Source organism: Streptomyces sp. PKU-EA00015 (assembly GCF_013387495.1).
Taxonomy (GTDB): domain Bacteria; phylum Actinomycetota; class Actinomycetes; order Streptomycetales; family Streptomycetaceae; genus Streptomyces.
This window is the reverse complement of sequence record NZ_JABZEE010000051.1, coordinates 99,373-124,369: the sequence shown is the minus strand read 5'-3', so window position 1 is coordinate 124,369 and position 24,997 is coordinate 99,373. Positions and strand designations below refer to the sequence as shown.

Here is a 24,997-nt window from a genome sequence, read left to right as displayed (position 1 = left end):
GCCCGCGCGCCCGGCGGCGGCCTGCTCGGACGGGCTCGTCGGCCGGCCCGGTGCGTGACCCGTGGCCGCCGGGCCCGCTCCGGCCGGGGCGTCCGGGCCTTCCGGCGCGCCGGAAGGGCGTGCGACCCGCAGGTGACCCTCGCCGTCCGGGGTCGTCCGCAGTGGCTCCGGCGGCGGCGCAGTCGCCAGGCGCAGCGTCGACTCGCCCAGGCGCAGCAGCGCGCCCGCCGGGAGGCGGACCGGGCGGGTGTCGACGGACGCGCCGTCGACCGTCGTGCCGTTCGTCGAGCCCAGGTCCGCGACCGTCACCCGGCCGTCGTCCGCGACCGTCACCGCGCAGTGGAGCCGGGAGACGTCCGGATCGTCCAGCGGCACATCGGCGTCGGCCGAGCGGCCGACGCTTATCCGCCCGCCGTGCAGCAGATGGACCCCGCCCGCGTCCGGCCCGGCCACGACATGGAGCTGCGCCGCGGCGTCCACCGCGTCGTGCGCGTCGTCGTCGACGGGGGACTGGAGGGCGAGGACGGCTCCGTCCACCAGTGGCGGCTCGCCGAGCGTGCGCCGCTGGAGGTCGAGACGCTCCTGTCCCGCGTAGAGCACGACCGTGCCCGAGGTGTCCGGGCCGGAGACGGCTGCGAGGCCGGAGGCCACCGCGGCCAGCGCGGTGCCCGCGGGCGCGGTGACCAGCACGTCGCAAGGGCGCCCCGCGGTCGCGGACGACCCCCCGCGCGGCGCGAGCACAGTCAGCCGGATCTGCATCGCCGTCAGCAATCCCTTCTGCGCGGGGTACCCGGCAGGGGAGCCGCCCTGATCGCCCCTCGCCCGGCAGGTCGGCACGAGCCATGGGCTCCCTCCCACGGCCATGTGCTGAGAGGCATCCTCGCACCTGCTGCCGACAACACGCCCGGGACCCATCCGCAAGTGATCTTGATTGGTCGGCTCTGGGCGCAAAAGTGCCTGGTTGGCACAGGAACCGGAAAGCCCCGCCCCCCGATCGTGACGTTCGCTGCACTCCCGTGGGGCAACCATCCGTACGATGCCCGCGTCTGTTCTTCGAACAGGCACCGGGGCGCGCACCGCCGGTGATCCGTTCGGCACCATTACAGTGGGTCGGACACCCGGCGGCCCGCAGGATCACAGCATCATCGGCAGCCCGGGTTCCAGAGGACCGACCAGCAGGGAGCGCATGACGTGCGGCCGGTAGGCAGCAAGTACCTGCTCGAGGAGCCGCTCGGGCGCGGCGCCACGGGCACCGTCTGGCGAGCCCGTCAGAGGGAGACCGCGGGCGCCGAGGCCGCCGTCGCGGGACAGCCCGGTGAGACCGTCGCGATCAAGGTCCTCAAGGAGGAGCTCGCGAACGACGCGGACGTGGTGATGCGCTTCCTGCGGGAGCGCTCCGTCCTCCTGCGGCTCACCCACCCGAACATCGTGCGCACCCGCGACCTGGTCGTCGAGGGCGATCTCCTCGCCCTCGTCATGGACCTCGTCGACGGCCCGGACCTCCACCACTACCTGCGCGACAACGGCCCGCTGTCGCCGGTCGCCGCCTCGCTGATGACGGCGCAGATCGCCGACGCGCTCGCCGCCAGCCACGCGGACGGCATCGTCCACCGCGACCTCAAGCCGGCGAACGTCCTGCTGAAGACCGACGCCGACGGCCAGATGCACCCGATGCTGACGGACTTCGGCATCGCGCGCCTCGCCGACTCCCCGGGCCTGACCCGCACGCACGAGTTCGTCGGGACCCCCGCGTACGTCGCGCCCGAGTCCGCCGAGGGCCGCCCGCAGACCTCCGCCGTCGACATCTACGGCGCGGGCATCCTGCTGTACGAGCTGGTCACCGGCCGGCCCCCGTTCGCCGGCGGGACGGCGCTCGAAGTGCTGCACCGGCACCTCAGCGAGGAGCCCCGCCGCCCCACCACCGTCCCCGAGCCGCTGTGGACGGTCATAGAGCGCTGCCTGCGCAAGGAGCCCGGCGAGCGGCCCAGCGCCGAGAACCTCGCCCGCGGCCTGCGCACGGTCGCGGCCGGCATCGGTGTGCACTCCAACGCGGCCCAGGTCGACGCCGCCCTCGGCGTCGCCGCGCTGCTCGCGCCCGACCCCGCCCCGGCGCCCGTCCCCGAGACGCCCGGCGCCGCGGACCCGACGCAGGTCCTGCCGAACACGGGCGGCGCTCCGGCGTTCGACCCGTCGGCCGCGACGAGTGTCATGCCGCAGACCGGACGGCCGGGCGGCGGCGCCGACCCGACCTCCGTGATGCCCCCCGTTCCGCCGGGCGACGGGCCGCGGCCCGAGGAGCCGCACCCCTGGCAGTCGCAGCTGCGCGCAGCCCGCGACCGCAACGAGCAGACACAGGTGCAGTACCTGGACCCGAGCCAGGACCCGCTGCGCCGCCGCCCTCAGCGCCAGGCGCCGCCGCCCCAGCCGCCGCAGTATCAGCAGCGGCCCCCGCAGCGCCCCCAGCCGCAGCCGTACCCGCCGCAGCCCCAGCGCCACCAGCCCCAGCCGTACGCCCCCCCGCAGGCGCCGCCCCAGCAGCCGCGACCGCCGCGCGAGCCGCGCCGGCGCAGCGCCAACCCGGTCCGCATCCCCGGCCTCGGCTGCCTCAAGGGCTGTCTGGTCATGATCGTGCTGTTCTTCATCGGCGGCTGGCTGATCTGGGAGCTCACACCGCTCCAGGGCTGGATCGCCGAGGGCAAGAGCTACTGGGACGCGATCGGCGACGGCATCACCAACGTCACCGACTGGATCTCGCAGCTCGCTGAGGCGAAGGACACCGCCGATCAGATCCAGAACCAGCAGTAACAGCGGTAACCCTGTCGTTTTGTCGACTTCTGCGGGCTGATTTGTTCCGCAGAAGTGGAGGTTGGTGTCATCCGGGGCACACAGGTCCCCGCGCCCGCGTACGTTATGGGGCAACGCCAGCCGCTGAGGGAGCAGTCTTGGCACGGAATATCGGCAGCCGGTACACGGCCCATCAGATCCTGGGGCGGGGAAGCGCGGGCACGGTGTGGCTCGGCGAGGGCCCCGAAGGGCCCGTGGCCATCAAGCTTCTTCGCGAGGACCTGGCCTGCGACCAGGAACTGGTCGGCCGCTTCGTCCAGGAGCGCACGGCACTCCTCGGGCTCGACCACCCCCGGGTGGTCGGCGTCCGAGACCTCGTCGTCGACGGCAACGACCTCGCGCTGGTCATGGACCTCGTACGCGGCACCGATCTGCGCACCCGGCTCGACCGCGAGCGACGGCTCGCGCCCGAGGCGGCGGTCGCGATCATCGCGGACGTCGCCGACGGCCTCGCCGCCGCCCACGCGGCCGGGGTCGTGCACCGGGACGTCAAGCCGGAGAACATCCTGCTCGACATGGAGGGCCCGCTCGGTCCGGCCGGGTCCCACCCGGCGCTGCTGACCGACTTCGGCGTCGCCAAGCTGATCGACACCCCGCGCCGCACCAAGGCCCTGCGGGCCACGGGCGGCGGCACCCCGAACCCGTCGGGGATCATCGGCACCCCGGACTACATCGCGCCCGAGATCGTCGAGGGCCTGCCGCCCCGCGCGGCGGTCGACATCTACGCGCTGGCCACCGTCCTGTACGAGCTTCTGGCGGGGTTCACCCCCTTCGGCGGCGGTCATCCCGGGGCCGTCCTGCGCCGCCATGTCACCGAGACCGTCGTCCCGCTGCCGGGCATCCCCGACGAGCTGTGGCAGCTGATCGTCCAGTGCCTGGCGAAGGCGCCCGCCTCCCGGCTGCGCGCCTCCGAGCTGGCGCACCGGCTGCACGACCTGCTGCCGACGCTCGCCGGTATGCCCCCGCTGGATGTCGACGAGCCCGACGCGGAGCCCGGGCCCGAGCCGTACGAGGACGTGGCGCCGGCCGCCCGGGGCGAGGCGCGCCGCCGGGGCGCGGTCCCGCTCGTCCCCGGATCGGCCCCGGCCGACTCCAACCGCGACACCCACACCTCGATGCGGGTGCCCGCCCCGGACGAGCTCGCGGGCGGAGCGCACGGCACCGCCCGCGCGCCCCGCGCCCCGGGCCAGCGTCGCCCCGGCTCGGCCCGCAACAGGGCGGCTTCGGTGCGCAAGCGCCGCATCACCGTGGGTGTCGCCGCCCTGGTGGTGGCCGCGGCCGTGGGGGTCGGCGGCTGGCTGGCCGCCGGCGGCGACGACACCGAGCCCGCGCCGGAGGAGACGCGGCAGTCGGCCCCCTCGGAGCCCTAGCTCCGGTCCGGCCCGGCCCCGTCCCCCGGGTCCGGAAACAGGGGCAGCACGGGTTCCGCCGCTCAGCCGTTACGCTGGACCCGTGGCAGTCGTCGATGTTTCCGAAGAGCTGAAGTCCCTTTCCTCGACCATGGGGTCGATCGAGGCCGTTCTGGACCTCGACAGGATGAGGGCAGACATCGCCGTGCTCGAGGAGCAGGCGGCGGCACCGTCCCTGTGGGACGACCCCGAGGCGGCGCAGAAGATCACGAGCAAGCTTTCGCACCTCCAGGCCGAGGTGCGCAAGGCCGAGGCGCTCCGCGGCCGTATCGACGACCTCGAGGTGCTCTTCGAGCTCGCGGAGGCCGAGGACGACCCGGACACCCGTGCCGAGGCCGAGATCGAGCTGCAGGCCGTGCGCAAGGCGCTGGACGAGATGGAGGTCCGCACCCTCCTGTCCGGCGAGTACGACGAGCGCGAGGCGCTGGTCAACATCCGCGCCGAGGCCGGCGGCGTCGACGCCGCCGACTTCGCCGAGCAGCTGCAGCGCATGTACCTGCGCTGGGCCGAGCGGCACGGCTACGGCACCGAGGTCTACGAGACGTCCTACGCGGAAGAGGCCGGCATCAAGTCGACCACCTTCGTCGTCAAGGCGCCGTACGCGTACGGCACGCTCTCCGTCGAGCAGGGCACGCACCGTCTGGTGCGCATCTCGCCCTTCGACAACCAGGGCCGCCGCCAGACGTCCTTCGCGGGCGTCGAGGTGCTGCCGGTCGTCGAGCAGTCCGACCACGTCGAGATCGACGAGTCGGAGCTGCGCATCGACGTGTACCGGGCGTCCGGCCCCGGCGGCCAGGGCGTCAACACCACCGACTCGGCGGTGCGCATCACGCACATCCCGACCGGCATCGTGGTCTCCTGCCAGAACGAGCGCTCCCAGATCCAGAACAAGGCGAGCGCGATGAACGTCCTCCAGGCGAAGCTGCTGGAGCGCCGCCGCCAGGAGGAGCAGGCCAAGATGGACGCCCTCAAGGGCGACGGCGGCAACTCCTGGGGAAACCAGATGCGTTCGTACGTCCTGCACCCGTACCAGATGGTCAAGGACCTGCGCACGGAGTGCGAGGTGGGCAACCCCCAGTCGGTGCTCGACGGCGAGATCGACGGCTTCCTGGAAGCCGGAATTCGCTGGCGCAAGCAGCAGGAGAAGTAAATCCTCGCTTTGTCGACAAGGCAACTGCCGCCCACCGGGCGGCAGTTCGCGTTTATGTCACAGTTGCATCCCCGCACGTCAGTCAACTGACAGCATTTCGGACATCGCGCCCGCAACGACCTTGACGGTGTTGCGAAATCTGGGAAAGCTGGCGCGCGGCATGCGCATCTCCGGGGCGTGTGTGAACGGGGGCACAGAGCAAAGACCCCCGAGCCGGCTGCCCCGGGCGCTGCTCCAATGACGAGATAGCTACTGGGGGTAGCAGCCAGATGACCAAGAAGACGCGGATCCGTGTCGCGCGTATAGCCGCCGGCGCGGTGATCGCCGCGGGTGCGTCGCTGACCGCCGCGGGCGCCGCACAGGCCCTCGACATCAACGTGGGCCCCCTTGAGGTCTCCGCCAACGCGGACGAGAACAGCATCGACGCCGGTATCGGCATCAACGGGCCCGAAGATCCCTGCGAGGCCGACCCGCTGGGCTGCGACCCGGGCGACCCGGGTGACCCGGGTGACCCCGGTGACCCGGGCGACCCCGGTGACCCGGGCGACCCCGGTAACGGCAACGGTGGCAACGGCAACGGCGGCAACGACACCGACCCCAACGGCGGCGTGATCGACGGTGACGGCACCGACACCGACAACGCCGGCTCGCAGCCCGTCGAGCAGGGCCAGGGCAAGGAAGAGCTGGCCGGTACCGGCAACGGCAACGGCGGCGAGCTCGCCGAGACCGGTGCCGCCGAGACCACGTTCCTGCTGATCGGCGCCGCGACGATGATCGCCGGTGGCATCGGCTTCCGTATGCTGCCGCGTCTCGTCGGTGGCGGACGCACTGCTGTCTGAGCGACACGGACCGTAACAATCGCATAGCGCAACACAAGGGCCCGGGTGCCGAGCACCCGGGCCCTTCGGTGTGTCCTGGGGTTATGCGGTCCTGTACGCCGCGAACATCGCCAGCGTCGCTATCAGGGCCACCAGCAGGGCCAGCAGCATCACGGGGCTCATGCCACCGAACGGACCCTCCTGCTGGAGGCGCTCACGATTGGCCCGGCAGACCGGGCAGCGGCCCTCGGCAACGGGTGCCGCGCAGTTGGCGCACACCAATCGGTCGTAGGTCATGCGCTTTCCTCCTCCCGCGCGCCGGAGCCGCAGGCGCGGACCGTCAGCACATTTCTCTCCCGACAACGCACTGGGAATGGCCACTGTTCCCCTACCACTGTGCCAGCTCGCGCGCTTTTCGGCGCGCCCCGCCGGATTACACCCGTTCCGCGACCGGACAAAAAGGGCAAGTCGGGGCGGTGCCTGCACGGCCCGTCCCGGTTCGCGTAAGGTCACGCACACCTACTCCCGGCCGACCGTGGTGCACCCGTGATCCGATTCGACAACGTCTCCAAGAGCTACCCCAAGCAGAACCGACCTGCCCTGCGCGACGTCTCCCTCGAAATCGAGAAGGGCGAGTTCGTCTTCCTCGTGGGGTCGTCCGGTTCCGGCAAGTCCACGTTCCTGCGGCTCCTCCTCCGCGAGGAGCGCGCCAGCCAGGGCATGGTCCATGTCCTCGGCAAGGACCTGGCCCGCCTGTCCAACTGGAAGGTGCCGCACATGCGGCGCCAGCTGGGCACCGTCTTCCAGGACTTCCGCCTCCTGCCCAACAAGACCGTCGCCGAGAACGTGGCGTTCGCCCAGGAGGTCATCGGAAAGCCGCGCGGCGAGATCCGCAAGGCCGTGCCGCAGGTCCTCGACCTCGTCGGACTCGGCGGGAAGGAGGACCGGATGCCCGGTGAGCTCTCCGGCGGTGAGCAGCAGCGCGTGGCGATCGCCCGTGCCTTCGTCAACCGCCCGATGCTGCTGATCGCGGACGAGCCGACCGGAAACCTCGACCCGCAGACGTCGGTCGGCATCATGAAGCTGCTCGACCGCATCAACCGCACCGGTACGACCGTGGTGATGGCGACGCACGACCAGAACATCGTCGACCAGATGCGCAAGCGCGTCATCGAGCTCGAGCAGGGCCGTCTCGTACGCGACCAGGCACGCGGCGTCTACGGCTACCAGCACTGAGCCCGGACAGACTGAAAGGCTGAAAGCACGCCATGCGCGCCCAGTTCGTCATGTCGGAGATCGGTGTCGGTCTCCGTCGCAATCTCACGATGACGTTCGCCGTCATCGTCTCCGTCGCCCTGTCGCTCGCTCTCTTCGGTGGCGCGCTGCTCATGCGTGAGCAGGTCAACACGATGAAGGACTTCTGGTACGACAAGGTCAACGTCTCCATCTTCCTGTGCAACAAGAACGACGCGGCCACGTCGCCCCAGTGCGCCAAGGGCGCCGTCACCCGTGCGCAGAGGGAACAGATCGAGTCCGATCTGAAGAAGATGAACGTCGTCGACACCGTAGACCACGAGACGGCCGAGCAGGCGTACTCGCATTACAAGAAGCAGTACGGCGACACCCCCATCGCGTCCACCATCACGCCGGACCAGATGCAGGAATCGTTCCGGGTCAAGCTCCACGACCCCGAGAAGTACAAGGTGGTCGCGACCGCGTTCGCCGGCCGGGACGGTGTGCAGTCCGTCCAGGACCAGCGCAACATCCTGCAGAACCTCTTCGACTTGATGAACGGCATGCGCATCGCCGCCCTGTGCGTCATGGGCCTGATGCTCGTCATCGCGATGATGCTGATCGTCAACACCGTGCGCGTTTCGGCGTTCAGCCGACGGCGTGAAACCGGCATCATGCGCCTGGTGGGTGCGTCCAGCTTCTACATCCAGACGCCGTTCATCATGGAGGCCGCCGTCGCCGGAGCGCTCGGCGGAGCCGTCGCCTGCGTGATGCTGCTCGTCGGACGGTACTTCCTCATCGACAACGGCCTTGCGTTGGCGGACAAGATGCAGTTGGTGAACTTCATCGGCTGGGAATCGGTTCTGGCCGTGCTGCCCCTGATCCTTGTGATCGGTCTGCTGATGCCCGCTGTTGCGGCTTTCATCGCATTGCGCAAGTACCTCAAGGTGTGACAAGCGCCCCGGGCGCCGTACGGTCAACCGCCGTACGGCGCCTTTCGCTTGTCCTAGACTCGACGCCATGTCGGGACCGGAGTTCAGTCCTCGGCCCCACGGCATCCGCCGTGGGGCAGCCCTGACCTTGGTCTTCGCGACCGTTCTCGCCACCGCCGCCGCCACCGGCGGTCTGCCGGGCGAGGGGCAGGAGACGTCGCGCAGGCTCTCCGTCCGCGCGGCGGCCGCGACCGTGGACCGCGACGCGGTCGCCCGGGCCGCCGCCGAGGCGATGGCGGACGGCAAGTCGGGCACCGAGGCGGCGGAGGAGTTCGTCAGCCGCAGCGGCGACCGTTGGAGCGCGGTGTACGACCGCGAGGAGTTCGAGGAGTTCGAGAACGCCCTCGACGGCGAGTACACCGGAGTGGGCCTGAGGACCCGGCGCACCGGTGGCCGCACGGAGGTCGCGGAGGTCCAGAAGGGCGGCCCCGCCGACCGGGCCGGGATCCGGCCCGGCGACCGGTTGCGGACCGTGGACGGGCAGGAGGTCGCCCGGCGTCCGGTCACGGACGTCGTGGCGCTGCTGCGCGGGGCCGACGGCACGGACGTCGTCCTCGGGCTGGAGCGGGACGGCCGCCGCTGGACCGAGACGCTGACCCGCACCCTGCTGACCACCGAGAGCGTCACCGTCCGTCACCTCGGCGAGGACGCCGTGATGATCAAGGTCTCCTCGTTCACCAAGGGCTCCGGCGCGCGGGTGCGGGAGGCGGTGCGCCGGGCCCCCGAGGGCGCGGGCGTCGTCCTGGACCTGCGGGGCAACCCGGGCGGCCTGGTCTCCGAGGCCGTGACGGCCGCGTCCGCCTTCCTCGACGGCGGCCTGGTCGCCACGTACGACCTGCGCGGCGAGCAGCAGGCGCTCTACGCGGACGGCGGCGGAGACACCCGCCGGCCCCTCGTCGCGCTGGTCGACGCGGGCACGATGAGCGCGGCCGAGCTGGTCACCGGCGCGCTGAAGGACCGCGGCCGGGCGATCACCGTCGGCTCGCGCACCTTCGGCAAGGGCTCCGTGCAGATGCCGAGCCGGCTGCCCGACGGCTCGGTGGCCGAGCTCACGGTGGGCCACTACCGGACTCCCTCGGGTGACAGCGTGGACGGCGAGGGCATCACCCCGGACCTGCCGGCGGGCGAGGGCGCCGAACAACGTGCGCAGTCGGTATTGAGTGGCCTCAGGGGGGCCTCGTAGTGCGAAAATGAGCGCACTATGGCAAAGGAAAAAGGGCGCAAGCTGATCGCGCAGAACAAGAAGGCGCGGCACGACTACCACATCCTCGACACCTACGAGTGCGGTCTCGTGCTGATGGGGACCGAGGTGAAGTCGCTGCGTCAGGGACGGGCCTCGCTGGTGGACGGCTTCGTCCAGATCGACGGCCACGAGGCGTGGCTGCACAACGTGCACGTCCCCGAGTACAGCCAGGGCACGTGGACGAACCACAGCGCACGACGCAAGCGGAAGCTGCTGATGCACCGGGCGGAGATCGACAAGCTCGAGTCGAAGTCCCAGGAGACGGGTCACACGATCGTGCCCCTCGTCCTGTACTTCAAGGACGGCCGGGCCAAGGTCGAGATCGCGCTGGCGAAGGGCAAGAAGGAGTACGACAAGCGCCAGACGCTGCGGGAGAAGCAGGACCGCCGCGAGGCGGACCGCGCGGTGTCGGCGGTGCGACGGCGGCAGCGGGCGTAGCTGCGGGAATACGCTGGCACCGTCGTGCGTTGGTCACGTACGATGGCACCTGCCCCGCACGGCAGGGGCACCGATTGATAAATCAACATGGGGATGATCGGTTTCGACAGCGGATGTCGAAGCAGGGGAAGCGTGTCGAGGAAGCGGCAATGATCTCGTTAACCATATGTCGCAACCAATAATCGCCAACACCAAGCGCGATTCCTTCGCCCTCGCTGCCTAAGTAGCGACTCGCGAAGTGTCAGCCCGGGGCTGTTCCCGACCCGGATCCTGGCATCAGCTAGGGAACTAAACCTCTAGGCCCGGTCACGGGGTCGAGAGGGAAACCAAACAGTGACTGAGCCCGTCGGAGACTTGTCCGCGTGATCTCCGGGGCCGAGAAAAGCGCAGCGGACTGCACACGGAGAAGCCCTGGTTCTGCACCGTTGGACGCGGGTTCGATTCCCGCCATCTCCACCGATGGAGGTCCCGGAGGCGTACGCCCCCGGGGTCCCCGCATCCCATGTGGACAAGGCCCGGCAGCTACGGCAGCCGGGCCTTCGTCATGCCCGCCACCGCCAGCGCGACCGCCGCAGCGCACACCGGCACGGCGTATCCAGTCGCGGGGCTCAGGTGCTCCACCACCCAGCCGCCGCTCGCCGATCCCGCCGCGATGCCGCCGAGCAGCGCGGTGACGGCCAGGGTCATGCCCTCGTTGACCTGGCCCGGCGGGGTCAGACGCTGGACGACGGTCATCCCGGTCACCATCGTCGGCGCCGTCGCCATGCCCGCCAGCAGCAGGGCGCCCGCGACGGCGAGCACCGAGCCGGTGCCCGCGGCGGCCAGCAGCGGCAGCGACATCAGGACCGTCATCGCGGTCAGCGTGGTCACGAGACCGGCAGCCCGCCCGACCCGGCCGTAGACCAGGCCCGCGGCGCACGAACCCGCGGCCTGGAGCGCGAGCACCGCACCGGCTGCCGGACCGTCGACAAAGGCGAGCGTGACGACCTCCATCGCGCCGAAGACCGCTCCCGTGGCGAGGAACACCATGAGCAGGGCGGGCATGCCGGCGGCGCGCAGCGGCGAGCCCGCGGCGGCAAGCGGTGCCGGGGGCGGCTCGGTGGAACGCTGCGCTGCGAAGACGAGGACGCCCACGAGGAGCAGGATCGCGCCGGTCAGCGTGCCCGCTTCCGGGAACAGCGCCGCGCACAGGAACGCCGCGAGGACGGGTCCGAGCATGAAGCAGAGCTCGTCGGCCGCCTGCTCGAAGGAGTTCGCCGTGTGCAGCGCGGCCGGATCGCCCCGGTGCAGGTGCGCCCAGCGGGCCCGGGACATGCCTCCGGTGTTGGGGGTGGTGGCGGTCGCCGCGTAGGCGGCGAACAGCGTCCAGTCGGGTGCGTCGAAGCGCACGCACAGCAACAGGGCGAGCGATCCGAGCACCGCGAGGACCGTGGCGGGCACGGCGATCCGGGCCTGCCCGTACCGGTCGACGAGCCGTGCCGTCCATGGCGCGACCAGCGCGGTGGCGGCGAGCCCCGTCGCGGTGACGGCGCCGGCCAGCGCGTACGAACCGCGGGACCCGGCGATCATGATGACGGCGCTGACGCTGAACATCCCCATCGGAAGGCGGGCGATCAGATTGCCGGCGGTGAACGCACGGGCACCGGGCGTGGCGAACAGCCGCCCGTAGGGGCCGGGCGGCCTGCGCCGCCGCACGCGCCGCACAGGAGCATCGAGCCCGGCGGTCCGCGTCGCGTCGTCACCGGCGCCGAAGCGGGGCACGAAGGCCGGGGACCCGGGCGTGATCGCGGGCAGGGGAGGGCGAGCGGCCTCGTGCGGCCGGGAGGTCTGCGGCATGGCTCCACCCTCACGGCAGCCCGCGTGGCCCGTCCAACACCTGATCGATGGCCATTCACGCATCTGTGTTGTTGAATGCGGCGTGCCCCGAGATCTGGATCCGCGCCTGCTGCGCGCCTTCGCCGCCGTCGCCGACGAGCTCCACTTCACCCGCGCCGCCGCCCGGCTCTACGTCGCCCAGCAGGCGCTCAGCCGTGACGTCCGACGGCTCGAACGGGAGCTGGGCGTCGAGCTGTTCGTGCGGACCACCCGGCACGTGACGCTCACCGCGGACGGCGAGCGGCTGCTGCCGTACGCCCGGCGGGTGCTCGACGCCCAGGACGAACTGCTCGCCGCCGCCGACGGGGCCGCGCGCCCGCTGCTGGTCGACCTCAACAGCCCGGGCCCGACCATGACGTCCGCGCGCGTCCTGACCCGTGCCCGTGAACTGGCCCCGGAATGCGAGCTGATGGCCCGCTACGAGAGCGGACTGAGCCATGCCGCGGCCGAGATCATGGCCGGCCGGCTCGACGTGTCCTTCGGGCGCTTCGCCGGACTGGCGCCCTCCGTGCGGGCGCAGCTCGCCCAGCAGCCCGTACGGCTGGAGCCCATGGCGGTCCTGCTGCCCGAGATCCATCCGCTCGCGGCACGGGAGTGCGTCCCGCTGGGCGCGCTGGCCGGCGAGACCGTGTACGCCGGAGACGGGAACCCGAGGACGCCGGAGTGGACCGATCTGGCGCGGAAGCTGTTCGCCGGGCGGGGCATCACCGTCGCGCCGCCCGCGCCGCTGGCGGTGGGCGAGGAGGAGTTCCGGCGGGTGATGGAGAAGTTCGGCAATCCGGTGCTCGTGGTCGTGGACTTCCCGGCACTCCCCGGTACCGTACGGCGGCCGCTCGTCGACCCCGTGCCGCTGTCGCCGGTCTCGCTGGTGTGGCGCAAGGGGCTGCGCCACCCCGGTCTGGACGCGCTGCGCCGTGCGGCGGCCGAGCTCGCCGCGCGGGAGGGCTGGCTGGAAAGGGATCCCGCACAATGGCTGCCCGAGGGCGATACGTCCCTGATGTACGGTCGGGCCTGAGCTCTCCCGACGGCGCGGCCGCCCGCCGTGGCCCGCCGCCCGCCGAGGCGCCGGCCTCACGGGGCCGGTACGGCGGACGTGAGAGCAAGGTTTCGCACCGGTCACCTCACGGCACCGGCCTGAAACGCGACGTCCATAGCGTCGTATCCCACGACGAGAACCAGGTGGAGGCGCGTGATGGCAGGCCGATGGATCGAACAGTGGGACCCCGAGGACGAGACCTTCTGGCAGACGAAGGGGGAGCGGATCGCCCGGCGCAATCTCGTCTTCTCCGTACTCAGTGAGCACATCGGGTTCTCGATCTGGAGCCTGTGGTCCGTGATGGTCCTCTTCATGGGGCCCGAGTACGGCGTGGACCCGGCCGGGAAGTTCTTCCTGATCGCCACCGCGACCGTGGTGGGGGCCCTGATCCGGGTGCCGTACACCTTCGCCGTCGCCCGGTTCGGCGGACGCAACTGGACCGTCTTCAGCGCGCTGCTGCTGCTCCTGCCGACCGGCGCGGCCTACGCGGTGATGGAGCCCGGCACCTCGTACGCCACGTTCATCGCGGTCGCCGCCCTCACCGGCGTCGGCGGCGGTAACTTCGCCTCGTCGATGACGAACATCAACGCCTTCTTCCCGCTGCGGAAGAAGGGCTGGGCGCTCGGCCTCAACGCGGGCGGCGGCAACATCGGCGTCCCCGTCATCCAGCTCGTCGCCCTGCTGATCATCGGCACCGCGGGCGCGGCCCACCCGCGGCTCGTGCTCGGCATCTACATGCCGCTCATCGTGGTCGCCGCCGTGTGCGCGGCCCTGTGGATGGACAACCTGGCGCCGGTCAAGAACGACACCGGTGCCGCGAAGGACGCCGCCAAGGAGGGCCACACCTGGATCATGGCCTTCCTGTACATCGGCACCTTCGGCTCGTTCATCGGCTACAGCTTCGCCTTCGGTCTCGTGCTGCAGACGCAGTTCGGGCGCACCCCGCTGCAGGCCGCGTCGCTCACCTTCATCGGCCCGCTGCTCGGCTCGCTGATCCGGCCCCTCGGGGGTGCGCTCGCCGACCGCTTCGGCGGCGCCCGCATCACCCTGTGGAACTTCGCCGGCATGGCCGCCGCCACCGGAGTCGTCGTCGCCGCGTCCGTCCAGGAGTCCCTCGGCGTCTTCCTCGTCGGGTTCATCGCCCTGTTCGTCCTCAGCGGGCTCGGCAACGGCTCGACGTACAAGATGATCCCCGGCATCTTCCAGAACAAGGCGCTGGCCATGGGCATGACCGGCGAGACGGCGGCCGCCTACGGGCGCCGGCTCTCCGGCGCCTCCATGGGGCTCATCGGAGCGGTCGGCGCGCTCGGCGGGCTCGCGATCAACCTCGCCTTCCGCCAGTCCTTCCAGACCGCGGGCACCGGCACCGGCGCCTTCGTCGCCTTCCTCGCCTTCTACGCGGTGTGCTCCGCGCTGACGTGGGCGGTATACCTTCGCCGGCCCGCCGTCGTCCCGGCCCGCACCGCGGAGACCGCGACGGAGCCCGAGCCGGCCTACGCCCGGGTCTGAACCGGCAGGAAGCATCAGTGGGTGTGTAACAACCGCGAAATCTGAGCGATCCGGGCCTGTCATGCACCTTTGACAGGCTCGGCCGCCAGTTCAGCAGTCCAATGGGGTACATCCAGGCACATTCAGTAGGGACGACCAGATGCACGACCACGGCCAACCACACGGCCCGCTCGCGGGCTTCACCGTCGGCGTCACCGCCGCCCGCCGCGCCGACGAGCTCGGCGCACTGCTGCGGCGGCGGGGCGCGGCCGTGCTGCACGCCCCGGCGCTGCGCATCGTTCCGCTCGCCGACGACGCGGAGCTCCTCGCCGCCACCAAGGAACTCATCGACGACGCGCCCGACGTGGTCGTCGCCACCACCGCCATCGGCTTCCGCGGCTGGGTCGAAGCCGCCGACGGATGGGGCTTCGGCGAGGATCTGCTCGCCCGGCTGCGCGGCGTCGAACTCCTCGCGCGCGGTCCCAAGGTGAAAGGCGCGATCCGGGCCGCCGGGCTGACCGAGGAGTGGTCCCCGGCCTCCGAGTCCATGGCGGAGGTACTGGACCGGCTGCTGGACGAGGGCGTCTCCGGCCGCCGCATTGCCCTCCAGCTGCACGGCGAGCCGCTGCCCGGGTTCGTCGAATCGCTGCGGGCCGCGGGCGCCGACGTCGTCCTCGTCCCGGTGTACCGGTGGATGGAGCCCGAGGACATCGCCCCGCTCGACCGGCTCCTCGACGCGACGATCGCGCGCGGCCTGGACGCCGTGACCTTCACGAGCGCGCCCGCCGCGGCCTCCCTGCTCTCCCGCGCGGAGAGCCGCGGGCTGCTGGGCCGGCTGCTGGAGTCCTTCGACCACGACGTCCTCGCGGCGTGCGTGGGGCCGGTCACCGCGGTGCCGCTCCAGGCGGCGGGGGTGACCACGGTGCAGCCGGAACGGTTCCGGCTCGGCCCGCTCGTGCAGCTGCTCGGCGCCGAACTGCCCGCTCGCGCCCGTACGTTGCCGCTCGCGGGCCATCGTGTCGAGATCCGGGGCCACGCGGTCCTGGTCGACGACGACCTGCGCCCCGTGCCGCCCGCGGGTATGGCGCTGCTGCGGGCCCTGTCGCTGCGCCCCGGCTGGGTCGTCTCCCGGGCCGACCTGCTGCGGGTGCTGCCGGGCACGGGCAAGGACGAGCACGCCGTCGAAACGGCGATGGCGCGCCTGCGGACGGCGCTGGGCGCGCCGAAGCTGATCCAGACCGTGGTCAAACGCGGGTACCGGCTGTCGCTGGACCCGTCGGCGGACACGAAGTACGCGGGGGCCTGAGCCGGGGCCACCCGGCGGGTGTGCGGGGCTCTGCCCCGGCCCCGCGCCTCAAGCACCGGCGGGGCTGGATTCGGCCCGGTCGTGGGGGTGCGGCGGGGCCGGGTGTCGCTGGGGGCGTCGGTGCGGCGGGTGTCTGCCCCGGGCCCAGCACCTCAAGCGTCGGCGGGGCCGGATTTGCCCGATCGCCGGGTGCGGGGCCGACGCGGGCTTTCGGGGGGAGGGGCGGGCGGGCACTCTGGTGGGGACAGCCGGTCGTGAAACCCTAGGCGGTGACAGGCACATGGCGGCGGGCACGGGCTCGTACGAGTGGCGGTTCGACTCCGGGCGGGTCTGCCTGGATCTCGTGGCCACGGCACCACAGGCCGACCGGGCGGGCGCCGCGTGGGAACCGCTCGCCGGGCCGGGGCGGCTCTCCTGCTGGCTGACGGGCACCGGGCTCGTGCCCGCCGGGACCCGTATCGGCGCGGTCGACGACTCCTGGGTCACCGGCTTCGTCGAACTGCGCGAGTGCGTAGCCCAATTGGTGGGCGCCGCACTTGAAGGACGCCCCGCGGGCCCGGCGTTGGAGACCCTCAACGCCCTTGCCGAGGGACCGCCGCCCGGCATCAGGGCCGTACGGGACGGGGACGGCACGCTCGTACGGGCACTGAGCGCCGCGCCCGGGCGCGGCGCGCTGCTCGCGGCCGTCGCCCGCGACGCCGTCGACCTGCTCACCGACCCCGTCGCCCGCTCCCGGCTCCGCCGGTGCGAGGGCGACAGCTGCGCCCGCGTCTACCTGGACACCTCCCGCGGCCGGCGGCGGCGCTGGTGCTCCAGCGAGGTGTGCGGCAATCGCGAGCGCGTGGCCCGGCACCGGCGCAAAGCGGCCGCCCACTGAAAAAGATCTTGAAATTTCTTCTTCGCCCGTTGAGTGATCCTCTTCCGGACCCCGTAGTGAAGGGGGACCAGGAAACAAGGTCTCGACCGGGGAGGTTCAGGTGCGCAAGGATGCCGCCGTGGCCGATGACCGTCCGCAACGGGCCCGCCATCGCAGGGGGCACCTCCCGGGCCCGGAGGGCTCGGGGGGGCAGAAGCCGCGCATCGATTCCTCCGTCCCCGACGAGGAGTTGATGCGCGCTCTCTATCGCGAACACGCGGGACCGTTGCTCGCCTATGTACTGCGTCTCGTCGCAGGCGACCGCCAGCGCGCCGAGGACGTCGTGCAGGAGACGCTCATCCGTGCCTGGAAGAACGCCGGTCAGCTCAACCGGGCGACCGGCTCTGTCCGACCCTGGCTGGTGACGGTCGCCCGGCGCATCGTCATCGACGGTCACCGCAGCCGGCAGGCCCGGCCGCAGGAGGTCGATCCGTCGCCGCTGGAGGTCATGCCCGCGGAGGACGAGATCGACAAGGCGTTGTGGCTGATGACGCTCTCGGATGCGCTCGACGATTTGACGCCCGCCCACAGGGAAGTCCTTGTCGAGACGTATTTCAAGGGGCGTACGGTCAATGAGGCGGCCGAAACGCTCGGCATACCCAGTGGGACCGTGCGGTCCCGAGTGTTCTACGCGCTCCGTTCCATGAAGCTCGCTCTGGAGGAGAGGGGGGTCTCGGCATGACCAGGTACGAGCAGGAGTCCGTACACGACGCCGTCGGCGCGTACGTGCTCGGCGTGCTCGACGAGGCGGACGCCTCCGCCTTCGAGGCGCACCTCGCCGGGTGCGACATCTGCGCCGCCCGCCTCGAGGAGTTCTCGGGGATGGAGCCGATGCTGGCCATGCTGGCCGAGGCGCCGGCCCCGCCGCCGCAGAATGTCCACAGTCTTCCCGGGATGCCGGGCCGCATGGACTTCCCGCCGCCGCGCCCCGCACCCGTCGTGCCCACGTCCCCGAGCCCCCGGGTCCTCGACGGCCTGCTGAACGAGGTGGCCGCGGGCCGTGCCGCCAAGCGCCGGCGTGGCATGTACCTCCTCGCGGCCGCGGCGGCGCTGATCATCGGCGGCCCGGCCGTCGCGGTCGTGGTCACGGCCGACGACACCACCGGCAACCAGGCCGTCGAACCGCACCCGACCAGCCCCGCCGAGGACGCCTTCTTCAACCACATGGAGGAGAAGGTGCAGGCCATCGACGCGACGACGAAGGTCAGCGCGGTCGTCGGCATGGAGAAGAAGGGCTGGGGCACCCACACCGTCCTGGAGCTCAAGAACGTCAAGGGCCCCCTGAAGTGCAACCTCATCGCCGTGTCCAAGACCGGCGAGGAGGAGGTCGTGACGTCCTGGGCCGTGCCGAAGTGGGGCTACGGCATCCCCGACAGCCCCGAGAAGGCCGCGAAGAACCCGCTGTACGTGCACGGCGGCGCGTCGATGGACCGCAACGACATCGACCACTTCGAGGTGCGCACCTTCGACGGGCAGCGCCTGGTGGAGGTCGACGCGTAGCCCGCCCGGCCGCGCACGGGCAGACCGCTGACCCGGCGCGGCCGGTACAGGTGCAATGTCCGCCCCCCTTGGCGTACGGTTGACGGCTGCCCAGTGCACGTCAGAAGGGGGCCTCGGTGGCCGCGCCGCATGCCGCTGAATCCGTTGATTCCGTTGTCGACACCGTGATCGGCTCCGCAGCCGACTCGGTGCGGGACCGGGAGATCGCCGTCGAGCAGATCCACCTGGACCGGGTGTACCGCCGTCTCGAGGAGAAGATCCACGAGGCGGAGTTCCTGATGAACGACGCCGCCAAGCGGGGGCAGGTCGGCACGCCCGGCGCGCTCGCCGAGCGGGACGCCCAGGTCTTCCGCGCCGGCGTGCACCTGAACCGGCTCAACAACGAGTTCGAGGACTTCCTCTTCGGCCGTGTCGACCTGCTGTACGGCAAGGACGGCGAGAAGGGCCCCGACGGCGCGTACACATCCGTCGAGCCCGCCGACGACGCCGTACGGCCGGACAACACGGCCGACATCGGCGAGACCCTGCACATCGGCCGCATCGGGGTCCTCGACTCCGACTACGCCCCGCTGGTCATCGACTGGCGTGCCCCGGCCGCCGCGCCCTTCTACCGCTCCACGCCCGTCGACCCCGGCCGCGTGGTGCGCCGGCGCGTCATCCGCTCCAAGGGGCGCAAGGTCCTAGGCGTCGAGGACGACCTGATGCGTCCCGAGCTGACCGCGTTCCTCGGCGGCGAGGAGCTGCCCGTCGTCGGCGACGGCGCGCTGATGGCGGCCCTGGGACAGGCCCGCAGCCACACCATGCGCGACATCGTCGCCTCCATCCAGGCAGAGCAGGATCTCGTCATCCGCGCACCCGCCGCCTCCGTGACCTACGTCGAGGGCGGCCCGGGCACGGGCAAGACCGCGGTGGCCCTGCACCGGGCCGCGTACCTGCTCTACCAGGACCGCCGGCGGTACGCGGGCGGCATCCTGATCGTCTCGCCGACGCCGCTCCTGGTGGCCTACACCGAGGGCGTGCTGCCCTCGCTCGGCGAGGAGGGCCAGGTCGCCATCCGCGCGGTCGGCTCCCTCGTGGACGGCGCCGAGGCGACGGCGTACGACGAACCGGCCGTGGCCCGCGTCAAGGGCTCCTCCCGGATGCTCAAGGTGCTGCGCAAGGCCGCCCGGGGCGCCCTCGAACAGGGGGAGGCCCCCACGCGACTGCGCGTCGTCGCCTTCGGGCGGCGTCTGGAGCTGGAGGCCGACGAGCTCCAGCGCATCCGCAACAACGTGCTGGGCGGCACCACCCCCGTCAATCTGCTGCGCCCCCGCGCCCGCCGCCTGCTCCTGGACGCCCTGTACGCCAAGTCCGGAGCCGCCGGACGGCACGACGACCCCGAGCTGGCGGCCGAGCTGCGCTCCTCCTTCGACGAGGACGTCACCGGCGAGGACGGCTTCGTCGCGTTCCTGGACGCCTGGTGGCCGGAGCTGACCCCGCGCGGCGTGCTGACGGCGATGGCGGACGAGAAGCGGCTCGGCCGCTGGGCCCGCCGGGTACTGAACCCGGGGGAGGTGCGCAGGCTCTCCCGTTCCCTGCGCCGGGACGCCCTGTCCGTGCACGACGTGGCGCTCCTGGACGAGCTGGACACCCTGCTCGGCACGCCCGCCAGGCCGCGCAGGAGACGCGAGCTCGACCCGCTGGACCAGCTCACCGGTCTCGAGGAGCTGATGCCGCAGCGCGAGGAGTCGCAGCGCGAACGCGCGGAGCGGCTCGCGGCCGAGCGGACCGAGTACGCACACGTGATCGTCGACGAGGCGCAGGACCTGACTCCCATGCAGTGGCGCATGGTCGGCCGCCGCGGCAGGCACGCCACCTGGACCGTCGTCGGCGACCCGGCCCAGTCGTCCTGGTCGTCCCCGGACGAGGCGGCCGAGGCGCGCGACGAGGCGCTGGGCACCCGTCCGCGGCGTCGTTTCGAGCTGACCGTGAACTACCGGAACCCCGCCGAGATCGCCGAGCTGGCCGCCAGGGTGCTCGCCCTGGCCATGCCGGGCATGCAGGCGCCCTCTGCGGTCCGCTCGACGGGCGTCGAGCCGCGGTTCGCCGTCGTCCCGGACGGCGGCGACCTGGCGGGGGCGGTGCGGGCCGAGGCCGAGCGGCTGCTGGCCCGGGTGGAGGGCACCGTGGGCGTCGTCGTCGCCATGAACCGCCGCGAGCAGACGGCCCGCTGGCTCGCGGGTCTCGGCGAGCGCGTGGTGGCCCTCGGTTCGCTGGAGGCCAAGGGACTGGAGTACGACGCGACGGTGGTCGTCTCGCCCGCGGAGATCGCGGACGAGTCGCCGGCCGGCCTGCGGGTGCTGTACGTGGCGCTGACCCGCGCGACGCAGCAGCTCACGGTCGTCTCGGACCGCCGTGACCAGCCGGACGCGGAGGGCGTGCCCGACCTGTTGCGCGACTGACGAGTGCGGCCCGCGGGTGACTGACGGCGAGTCAACACGCGGAGGGGGAATCACTTGCCCGGGTGGTGCGTTAGCCTGGGTGTGGCACCGGCTCGATCCAAGCCCCCGGGCCCAACCTTCGTCGCTACGAGCGACCACTTGCCGCGAGGCGAGCATGGCGGGTCGGTGCCACTTGAACCACCTGGAAGAGGCCCGGAGTCACCGTATCGGTGACTCCGGGCCTCTTCTGTTTCCCAGCAGCTTCTCGTATGGTGGAAAAGAGTTTCCGAAAACAAAATGACCGCATTACCTGCTACCGGCAGGTAGGTGTCACCATCGTTAGGCGCTGCCGGGCCTCGGCCCCTGACGTCGCGCAGCAACGAAGCTAGGGAAAGCAGAGGAACCCGGTCATGGCAACGGCGCCCAGCGTCTCGTACTCGATGACGGTCCGGCTGGAGGTGCCCGCGAGCGGAACCGCGGTCTCCCAGCTGACCACGGCTGTGGAGTCCAACGGCGGCTCCGTGACCGGCCTGGACGTGACCGCTTCCGGTCACGAGAAGCTGCGTATCGACGTCACGATCGCCGCGAGTTCCACCGCGCATGCCGACGAGATCGTCGAGGAGCTGCGCAAGATCGAGGGTGTCGTCCTCGGCAAGGTGTCCGACCGTACGTTCCTGATGCACCTCGGCGGCAAGATCGAGATGGCGTCCAAGCATCCCATCCGCAACCGTGACGACCTCTCGATGATCTACACGCCGGGTGTGGCGCGTGTGTGCATGGCGATCGCGGAGAACCCCGAGGACGCCCGCCGCCTGACGATCAAGCGCAACTCCGTCGCCGTGGTGACGGACGGCTCCGCCGTGCTGGGCCTGGGCAACATCGGCCCCAAGGCCGCGCTGCCGGTCATGGAGGGCAAGGCGGCCCTGTTCAAGCGGTTCGCGGGCATCGACGCCTGGCCCATCTGCCTGGACACCCAGGACACGGACGCGATCGTGGAGATCGTCAAGGCGATCGCCCCCGGCTTCGCCGGCATCAACCTGGAGGACATCTCCGCGCCCCGCTGCTTCGAGATCGAGGCCCGGCTGCGCGAGGCGCTGGACATCCCCGTCTTCCACGACGACCAGCACGGCACCGCCATCGTCGTCCTCGCCGCGCTGACCAACGCGCTGCGTGTGGTGGGCAAGTCGGTCGGCGATGTGCGGGTGGTCATGTCTGGTGCGGGCGCGGCCGGCACGGCCATCCTGAAACTGCTGATCGCGGCGGGTGTCAAGCACGCCGTGGTGGCCGACATCCACGGTGTCGTGCACGCGGGCCGTGAGGACCTGGTGGGGGCGGCGGGCGATTCCCCGCTGCGCTGGATCGCGGACAACACCAACCCGGAGGGCGTCACCGGCACGCTCAGGGAGGCGGTGGTGGGGGCCGATGTGTTCATCGGTGTCTCGGCTCCGAATCTGCTGGGTGCGGAGGACGTCGCGGCGATGGCGGACGGGGCGATCGTCTTCGCGCTCGCGAATCCGGATCCGGAGGTCGACCCGGCAATCGCCCGTCAGACGGCGGCAGTTGTGGCCACGGGCCGTTCCGACTTCCCCAACCAGATCAACAACGTGCTGGTGTTCCCGGGTGTGTTCCGCGGTCTGCTGGACGCCCAGTCCCGGACCGTCAACACGGAGATGATGCTGGCGGCGGCGGCCGCGCTCGCGGACGTCGTGACCGAGGACGAGCTCAATCCGAACTACATCGTTCCGTCGGTCTTCAACGACAAGGTCGCGGGTGCCGTCGCGGGCGCCGTCCGCGAGGCGGCGAGGGCGGCAGCGGCTGTGACGGGCCCCACGTCCGCCTGACATACGGCGCGTCGCGGGTCGCGGCATCCCAAACCCCCCTTTAGGGTGGCGGACCATGAGCCCGCGGCCGCAGTCCGGCCGCGGCCGGGCCGCTCCAATGAGTCTCAAGGGAGTCGACGGAACGTCACCACGACAGGGCGCTGGCGCTTTTCGTGTGACTCCGGAGGGTGCCGGATTGGCTTTCCCGCCGCTGGTGGGGGCAGGATGCTTCCTCGAGGACCTGCGCCTTGGGGGGACCCCCGCGGGCGCGGAGGGGTCTGACAGCAGACCCGGGTCCGGGGACTGTCCGAGGGCCCTGGCAGCATCGGCTTCGATCCACGCCTCACAGGCAAGAAGAACACGGGAGTAACGAAATGAACCGCAGTGAGCTGGTGGCCGCGCTGGCCGACCGCGCCGAGGTGACCCGCAAGGACGCCGACGCCGTTCTGGCCGCTCTCGCCGAGACCGTCGGCGAGGTCGTCGCCAAGGGCGACGAGAAGGTCACCATCCCCGGCTTCCTGACCTTCGAGCGCACCCACCGTGCCGCTCGCACCGCTCGTAACCCGCAGACCGGCGACCCGATCCAGATCCCGGCCGGCTACAGCGTGAAGGTCTCCGCGGGCTCGAAGCTCAAGGAAGCCGCCAAGGGCAAGTAAGGCCTGAAGCGCCGGAGGGCGGGCACCGCTACGGGTGCCCGCCCTTCCGCACGCCCGGCGCCGGGTGCCCCCGTACCACTCGCACCGCCGCGGGACGGCTCCGTGGTCCTCCAGGGGCCCTGCGACGGCCACCGGCTGGGCCGTCCGCCGAGTGCGTGCGCGAGGCGCTGCGGCGGATGTCGTACCGTCCGACAACGCCGACGGCCCCCGCGGGAAACCCGCGAGGGCCGTCGGTGAGGATGCGTCAGACGATCGGGCCGCCGGGCAGCTCGACCTTCGCGCCGAGCTTCTCCAGCTTCTCCATGAAGTTCTCGTAGCCGCGGTTGATCAGGTCGATGCCGTGCACCCGGCTCGTCCCCTGCGCCGCCAGCGCCGCGATCAGGTACGAGAAGCCGCCGCGCAGGTCGGGGATGACCAGATCCGCGCCCTGGAGCTTCGTCGGACCCGACACGACCGCCGAGTGGAGGAAGTTGCGCTGGCCGAAGCGGCAGTCGGAGCCGCCCAGGCACTCCCGGTAGAGCTGGATGTGCGCGCCCATCTGGTTCAGCGCGGACGTGAAGCCGAGCCGCGACTCGTACACCGTCTCGTGCACGATCGACAGCCCCGTCGCCTGTGTCAGGGCCACGACCAGCGGCTGCTGCCAGTCGGTCTGGAAGCCGGGGTGGACGTCCGTCTCCAGCGCGATGGACTTCAGCTGACCGCCCGGGTGCCAGAAGCGGATGCCCTCGTCGTCGATCTCGAAGGCGCCGCCGACCTTCCGGTACGTGTTCAGGAACGTCATCATGGAGCGCTGCTGAGCGCCGCGCACGTAGATGTTGCCCTCGGTGGCCAGGGCCGCCGACGCCCAGGACGCCGCCTCCAGGCGGTCCGGGAGCGCGCGGTGGGTGTAGCCGCCGAGCTTGTCGACACCGGTGATCCGGATCGTCCGGTCCGTGTCCATGGAGATGATCGCGCCCATTTTCTGCAGGACGCAGATCAGGTCCTCGATCTCCGGCTCGACCGCCGCGTTGGTCAGCTCGGTGACGCCCTCGGCGAGCACCGCCGTCAGCAGCACCTGCTCGGTCGAGCCGACCGACGGGTACGGCAGACGGATCTTGGTGCCGCGCAGCCGCTGCGGGGCCTCCAGGTACTGGCCGTCCGCACGCTTCTCGATCGTGGCGCCGAACTGGCGCAGGACGTCGAAGTGGAAGTCGATCGGCCGGCCGCCGATGTCGCAGCCGCCCAGACCCGGGATGAACGCGTGCCCGAGCCGGTGCAGCAGCGGGCCGCAGAACAGGATCGGGATGCGCGAGGAGCCCGCGTGGGCATCGATGTCGGCGACGTTCGCGCTCTCGACGTGCGTGGGGTCGAGGACCAGCTCGCCGGGCTCGTCGCCCGGGCGGACCGTCACGCCGTGGAGCTGGAGCAGTCCGCGGACGACTCTCACATCGCGGATGTCGGGCACATTGCGCAGCCTGCTCGGCTCGCTGCCGAGCAGGGCGGCGACCATCGCCTTGGGCACGAGGTTCTTCGCGCCGCGGACGCGGATCTCGCCCTCCAGCGGGGTTCCGCCGTGGACAAGCAGTACATCGTCTGTGCCGGTCATGAATCTCGCGTTCCGCAGGGGTCCCCCCAGCGCATCGAGGGGGCCGTCGGGCAGGGCCAGAGAAAAGGGTAAGGGGCCCGGGGCCCTTCGATGTATGGGTGAGGGGGCTCTTGGTACGTAATGAATCGGGTACAACACGTTCCGTCCGCCGCCTCTCGCACACTGTCACCGGACCCGGGGCGCCGACGGCACCCGGACGCCCGCGCGCGGGGCACGCTCCGACCTGCGCCCCCTCGCACCCGCGGTGGCGCACTGTGCCGCTCCGCCC

21 protein-coding genes and 1 other RNA gene are annotated in these 24,997 nt (G+C 71.5%); 18 read left to right on the top strand and 4 right to left on the bottom strand.

The genetic code is table 11. The features are described from left to right. Nucleotides 1-759: FHA domain-containing protein (locus HW130_RS28515; protein ID WP_177152616.1), on the bottom strand; the 759-nt coding region annotated here is incomplete at its 3' end. Between the two features lie 432 nt (nucleotides 760-1,191). On the opposite strand from HW130_RS28515, the gene HW130_RS28510 reads away from it, so the two are divergent. The 4 genes from HW130_RS28510 (at nucleotide 1,192) to HW130_RS28495 (ending at nucleotide 6,242) form a co-directional block, all read left to right on the top strand. Further along, nucleotides 1,192-2,805 carry a serine/threonine-protein kinase gene (locus tag HW130_RS28510; RefSeq protein ID WP_177152615.1) on the top strand — a complete coding sequence of 538 codons (1,614 nt, stop codon included), beginning with the start codon at nucleotides 1,192-1,194 and terminating at the stop codon, nucleotides 2,803-2,805. A gap of 137 nt (nucleotides 2,806-2,942) precedes the next feature. Beyond that, nucleotides 2,943-4,214, top strand: a complete 1,272-nt coding sequence (locus HW130_RS28505; protein WP_177152614.1) for a serine/threonine-protein kinase — start codon at nucleotides 2,943-2,945, stop codon at nucleotides 4,212-4,214. Nucleotides 4,215-4,296: 82 nt separating this feature from the next. Further along, nucleotides 4,297-5,403: a peptide chain release factor 2 gene (gene prfB / locus HW130_RS28500; RefSeq protein WP_177152613.1), complete on the top strand. Its 1,107-nt coding sequence runs from the start codon at nucleotides 4,297-4,299 to the stop codon at nucleotides 5,401-5,403. A gap of 269 nt (nucleotides 5,404-5,672) precedes the next feature. Then, nucleotides 5,673-6,242, top strand: a complete 570-nt coding sequence (locus tag HW130_RS28495) for an LPXTG cell wall anchor domain-containing protein (protein ID WP_177152612.1) — start codon at nucleotides 5,673-5,675, stop codon at nucleotides 6,240-6,242. An 81-nt stretch (nucleotides 6,243-6,323) separates the two neighbouring features. On the opposite strand, the gene HW130_RS28490 is transcribed toward HW130_RS28495, so the two are convergent. Further along, nucleotides 6,324-6,518, bottom strand: a complete 195-nt coding sequence (locus tag HW130_RS28490; protein WP_177152611.1) for a hypothetical protein — start codon at nucleotides 6,516-6,518, stop codon at nucleotides 6,324-6,326. A 249-nt stretch (nucleotides 6,519-6,767) separates the two neighbouring features. Here HW130_RS28490 and ftsE point away from each other — a divergent pair, with 249 nt between their 5' ends. The 5 genes from ftsE (at nucleotide 6,768) to ssrA (ending at nucleotide 10,586) form a co-directional block, all read left to right on the top strand. Next, the gene (ftsE, locus tag HW130_RS28485) at nucleotides 6,768-7,457 is read left to right on the top strand and encodes a cell division ATP-binding protein FtsE (RefSeq protein ID WP_177152610.1); all 690 of its coding nucleotides are present in this window, start codon (nucleotides 6,768-6,770) and stop codon (nucleotides 7,455-7,457) included. A gap of 32 nt (nucleotides 7,458-7,489) precedes the next feature. Then, nucleotides 7,490-8,407: a permease-like cell division protein FtsX gene (gene ftsX / locus HW130_RS28480; RefSeq protein ID WP_177152609.1), complete on the top strand. Its 918-nt coding sequence runs from the start codon at nucleotides 7,490-7,492 to the stop codon at nucleotides 8,405-8,407. Between the two features lie 67 nt (nucleotides 8,408-8,474). After that, nucleotides 8,475-9,629, top strand: a complete 1,155-nt coding sequence (locus HW130_RS28475; RefSeq protein ID WP_177152608.1) for a S41 family peptidase — start codon at nucleotides 8,475-8,477, stop codon at nucleotides 9,627-9,629. An 18-nt stretch (nucleotides 9,630-9,647) separates the two neighbouring features. Beyond that, entirely contained in the window at nucleotides 9,648-10,127 is a 480-nt protein-coding gene (gene smpB / locus HW130_RS28470) for an SsrA-binding protein SmpB (protein ID WP_177152607.1), read from the top strand. A gap of 89 nt (nucleotides 10,128-10,216) precedes the next feature. Continuing rightward, nucleotides 10,217-10,586, top strand: a transfer-messenger RNA (tmRNA) gene (gene ssrA / locus HW130_RS28465). A 63-nt stretch (nucleotides 10,587-10,649) separates the two neighbouring features. Here ssrA and HW130_RS28460 read toward each other — a convergent pair. After that, on the bottom strand, nucleotides 10,650-11,963 hold the full coding sequence (locus HW130_RS28460; protein WP_256356389.1) for an MFS transporter: 1,314 nt from the start codon (nucleotides 11,961-11,963) through the stop codon (nucleotides 10,650-10,652). 82 nt (nucleotides 11,964-12,045) lie between these two features. On the opposite strand from HW130_RS28460, the gene HW130_RS28455 reads away from it, so the two are divergent. The 9 genes from HW130_RS28455 to HW130_RS28415 all read left to right on the top strand — a co-directional run bounded on the left by HW130_RS28455 (nucleotide 12,046) and on the right by HW130_RS28415 (nucleotide 23,144). Next, the gene (locus HW130_RS28455) at nucleotides 12,046-13,017 is read left to right on the top strand and encodes a LysR family transcriptional regulator (RefSeq protein WP_309140607.1); all 972 of its coding nucleotides are present in this window, start codon (nucleotides 12,046-12,048) and stop codon (nucleotides 13,015-13,017) included. 177 nt (nucleotides 13,018-13,194) lie between these two features. Beyond that, on the top strand, nucleotides 13,195-14,547 hold the full coding sequence (locus HW130_RS28450; RefSeq protein ID WP_177152605.1) for a NarK/NasA family nitrate transporter: 1,353 nt from the start codon (nucleotides 13,195-13,197) through the stop codon (nucleotides 14,545-14,547). 139 nt (nucleotides 14,548-14,686) lie between these two features. Further along, a complete protein-coding gene (locus HW130_RS28445) occupies nucleotides 14,687-15,832 on the top strand; it encodes a uroporphyrinogen-III synthase (protein ID WP_177152604.1) in 1,146 nt (381 codons plus the stop codon). 280 nt (nucleotides 15,833-16,112) lie between these two features. Beyond that, nucleotides 16,113-16,709 (top strand): ABATE domain-containing protein, encoded by a 597-nt coding sequence (locus tag HW130_RS28440; protein WP_177152603.1) that lies wholly within the window; start codon nucleotides 16,113-16,115, stop codon nucleotides 16,707-16,709. 100 nt (nucleotides 16,710-16,809) lie between these two features. Then, complete coding sequence (locus HW130_RS28435) at nucleotides 16,810-17,430, top strand: sigma-70 family RNA polymerase sigma factor (protein ID WP_177152602.1); 621 nt, start codon at nucleotides 16,810-16,812, stop codon at nucleotides 17,428-17,430. Further along, nucleotides 17,427-18,248, top strand: a complete 822-nt coding sequence (locus HW130_RS28430) for an anti-sigma factor (RefSeq protein ID WP_177152601.1) — start codon at nucleotides 17,427-17,429, stop codon at nucleotides 18,246-18,248. Before HW130_RS28435 ends, HW130_RS28430 begins: the two co-directional genes overlap by 4 nt. A gap of 164 nt (nucleotides 18,249-18,412) precedes the next feature. Beyond that, nucleotides 18,413-20,689 carry a UvrD-helicase domain-containing protein gene (locus tag HW130_RS28425; protein WP_177152600.1) on the top strand — a complete coding sequence of 759 codons (2,277 nt, stop codon included), beginning with the start codon at nucleotides 18,413-18,415 and terminating at the stop codon, nucleotides 20,687-20,689. A gap of 389 nt (nucleotides 20,690-21,078) precedes the next feature. After that, nucleotides 21,079-22,509, top strand: coding sequence for an NAD-dependent malic enzyme (locus HW130_RS28420; protein WP_177152599.1), 1,431 nt, complete (start codon nucleotides 21,079-21,081; stop codon nucleotides 22,507-22,509). A gap of 353 nt (nucleotides 22,510-22,862) precedes the next feature. Further along, nucleotides 22,863-23,144: an HU family DNA-binding protein gene (locus tag HW130_RS28415; RefSeq protein ID WP_004571953.1), complete on the top strand. Its 282-nt coding sequence runs from the start codon at nucleotides 22,863-22,865 to the stop codon at nucleotides 23,142-23,144. A 244-nt stretch (nucleotides 23,145-23,388) separates the two neighbouring features. Here the strand turns inward: HW130_RS28415 and murA are convergent, their stop codons facing one another. Beyond that, nucleotides 23,389-24,729: a UDP-N-acetylglucosamine 1-carboxyvinyltransferase gene (murA, locus tag HW130_RS28410; protein WP_177152598.1), complete on the bottom strand. Its 1,341-nt coding sequence runs from the start codon at nucleotides 24,727-24,729 to the stop codon at nucleotides 23,389-23,391. Nucleotides 24,730-24,997: the final 268 nt, after the last annotated feature.

Excerpts from the sequence above, each read along its gene's own strand:
- HW130_RS28495 (WP_177152612.1), top strand. The coding sequence starts at position 5,673 with ATGACCAAGAAGACGCGGATCCGTGTCGCGCGTATAGCCGCCGGCGCG.
- HW130_RS28490 (WP_177152611.1), bottom strand. The coding sequence starts at position 6,518 with ATGACCTACGACCGATTGGTGTGCGCCAACTGCGCGGCACCCGTTGCC.
- ftsX (WP_177152609.1), top strand. The coding sequence starts at position 7,490 with ATGCGCGCCCAGTTCGTCATGTCGGAGATCGGTGTCGGTCTCCGTCGC.
- HW130_RS28475 (WP_177152608.1), top strand. The coding sequence starts at position 8,475 with ATGTCGGGACCGGAGTTCAGTCCTCGGCCCCACGGCATCCGCCGTGGG.
- smpB (WP_177152607.1), top strand. The coding sequence starts at position 9,648 with ATGGCAAAGGAAAAAGGGCGCAAGCTGATCGCGCAGAACAAGAAGGCG.
- HW130_RS28460 (WP_256356389.1), bottom strand. The coding sequence starts at position 11,963 with ATGCCGCAGACCTCCCGGCCGCACGAGGCCGCTCGCCCTCCCCTGCCC.
- HW130_RS28450 (WP_177152605.1), top strand. The coding sequence starts at position 13,195 with ATGGCAGGCCGATGGATCGAACAGTGGGACCCCGAGGACGAGACCTTC.
- HW130_RS28445 (WP_177152604.1), top strand. The coding sequence starts at position 14,687 with ATGCACGACCACGGCCAACCACACGGCCCGCTCGCGGGCTTCACCGTC.
- HW130_RS28440 (WP_177152603.1), top strand. The coding sequence starts at position 16,113 with ATGGCGGCGGGCACGGGCTCGTACGAGTGGCGGTTCGACTCCGGGCGG.
- HW130_RS28430 (WP_177152601.1), top strand. The coding sequence starts at position 17,427 with ATGACCAGGTACGAGCAGGAGTCCGTACACGACGCCGTCGGCGCGTAC.
- HW130_RS28420 (WP_177152599.1), top strand. The coding sequence starts at position 21,079 with ATGGCAACGGCGCCCAGCGTCTCGTACTCGATGACGGTCCGGCTGGAG.
- HW130_RS28415 (WP_004571953.1), top strand. The coding sequence starts at position 22,863 with ATGAACCGCAGTGAGCTGGTGGCCGCGCTGGCCGACCGCGCCGAGGTG.
- murA (WP_177152598.1), bottom strand. The coding sequence starts at position 24,729 with ATGACCGGCACAGACGATGTACTGCTTGTCCACGGCGGAACCCCGCTG.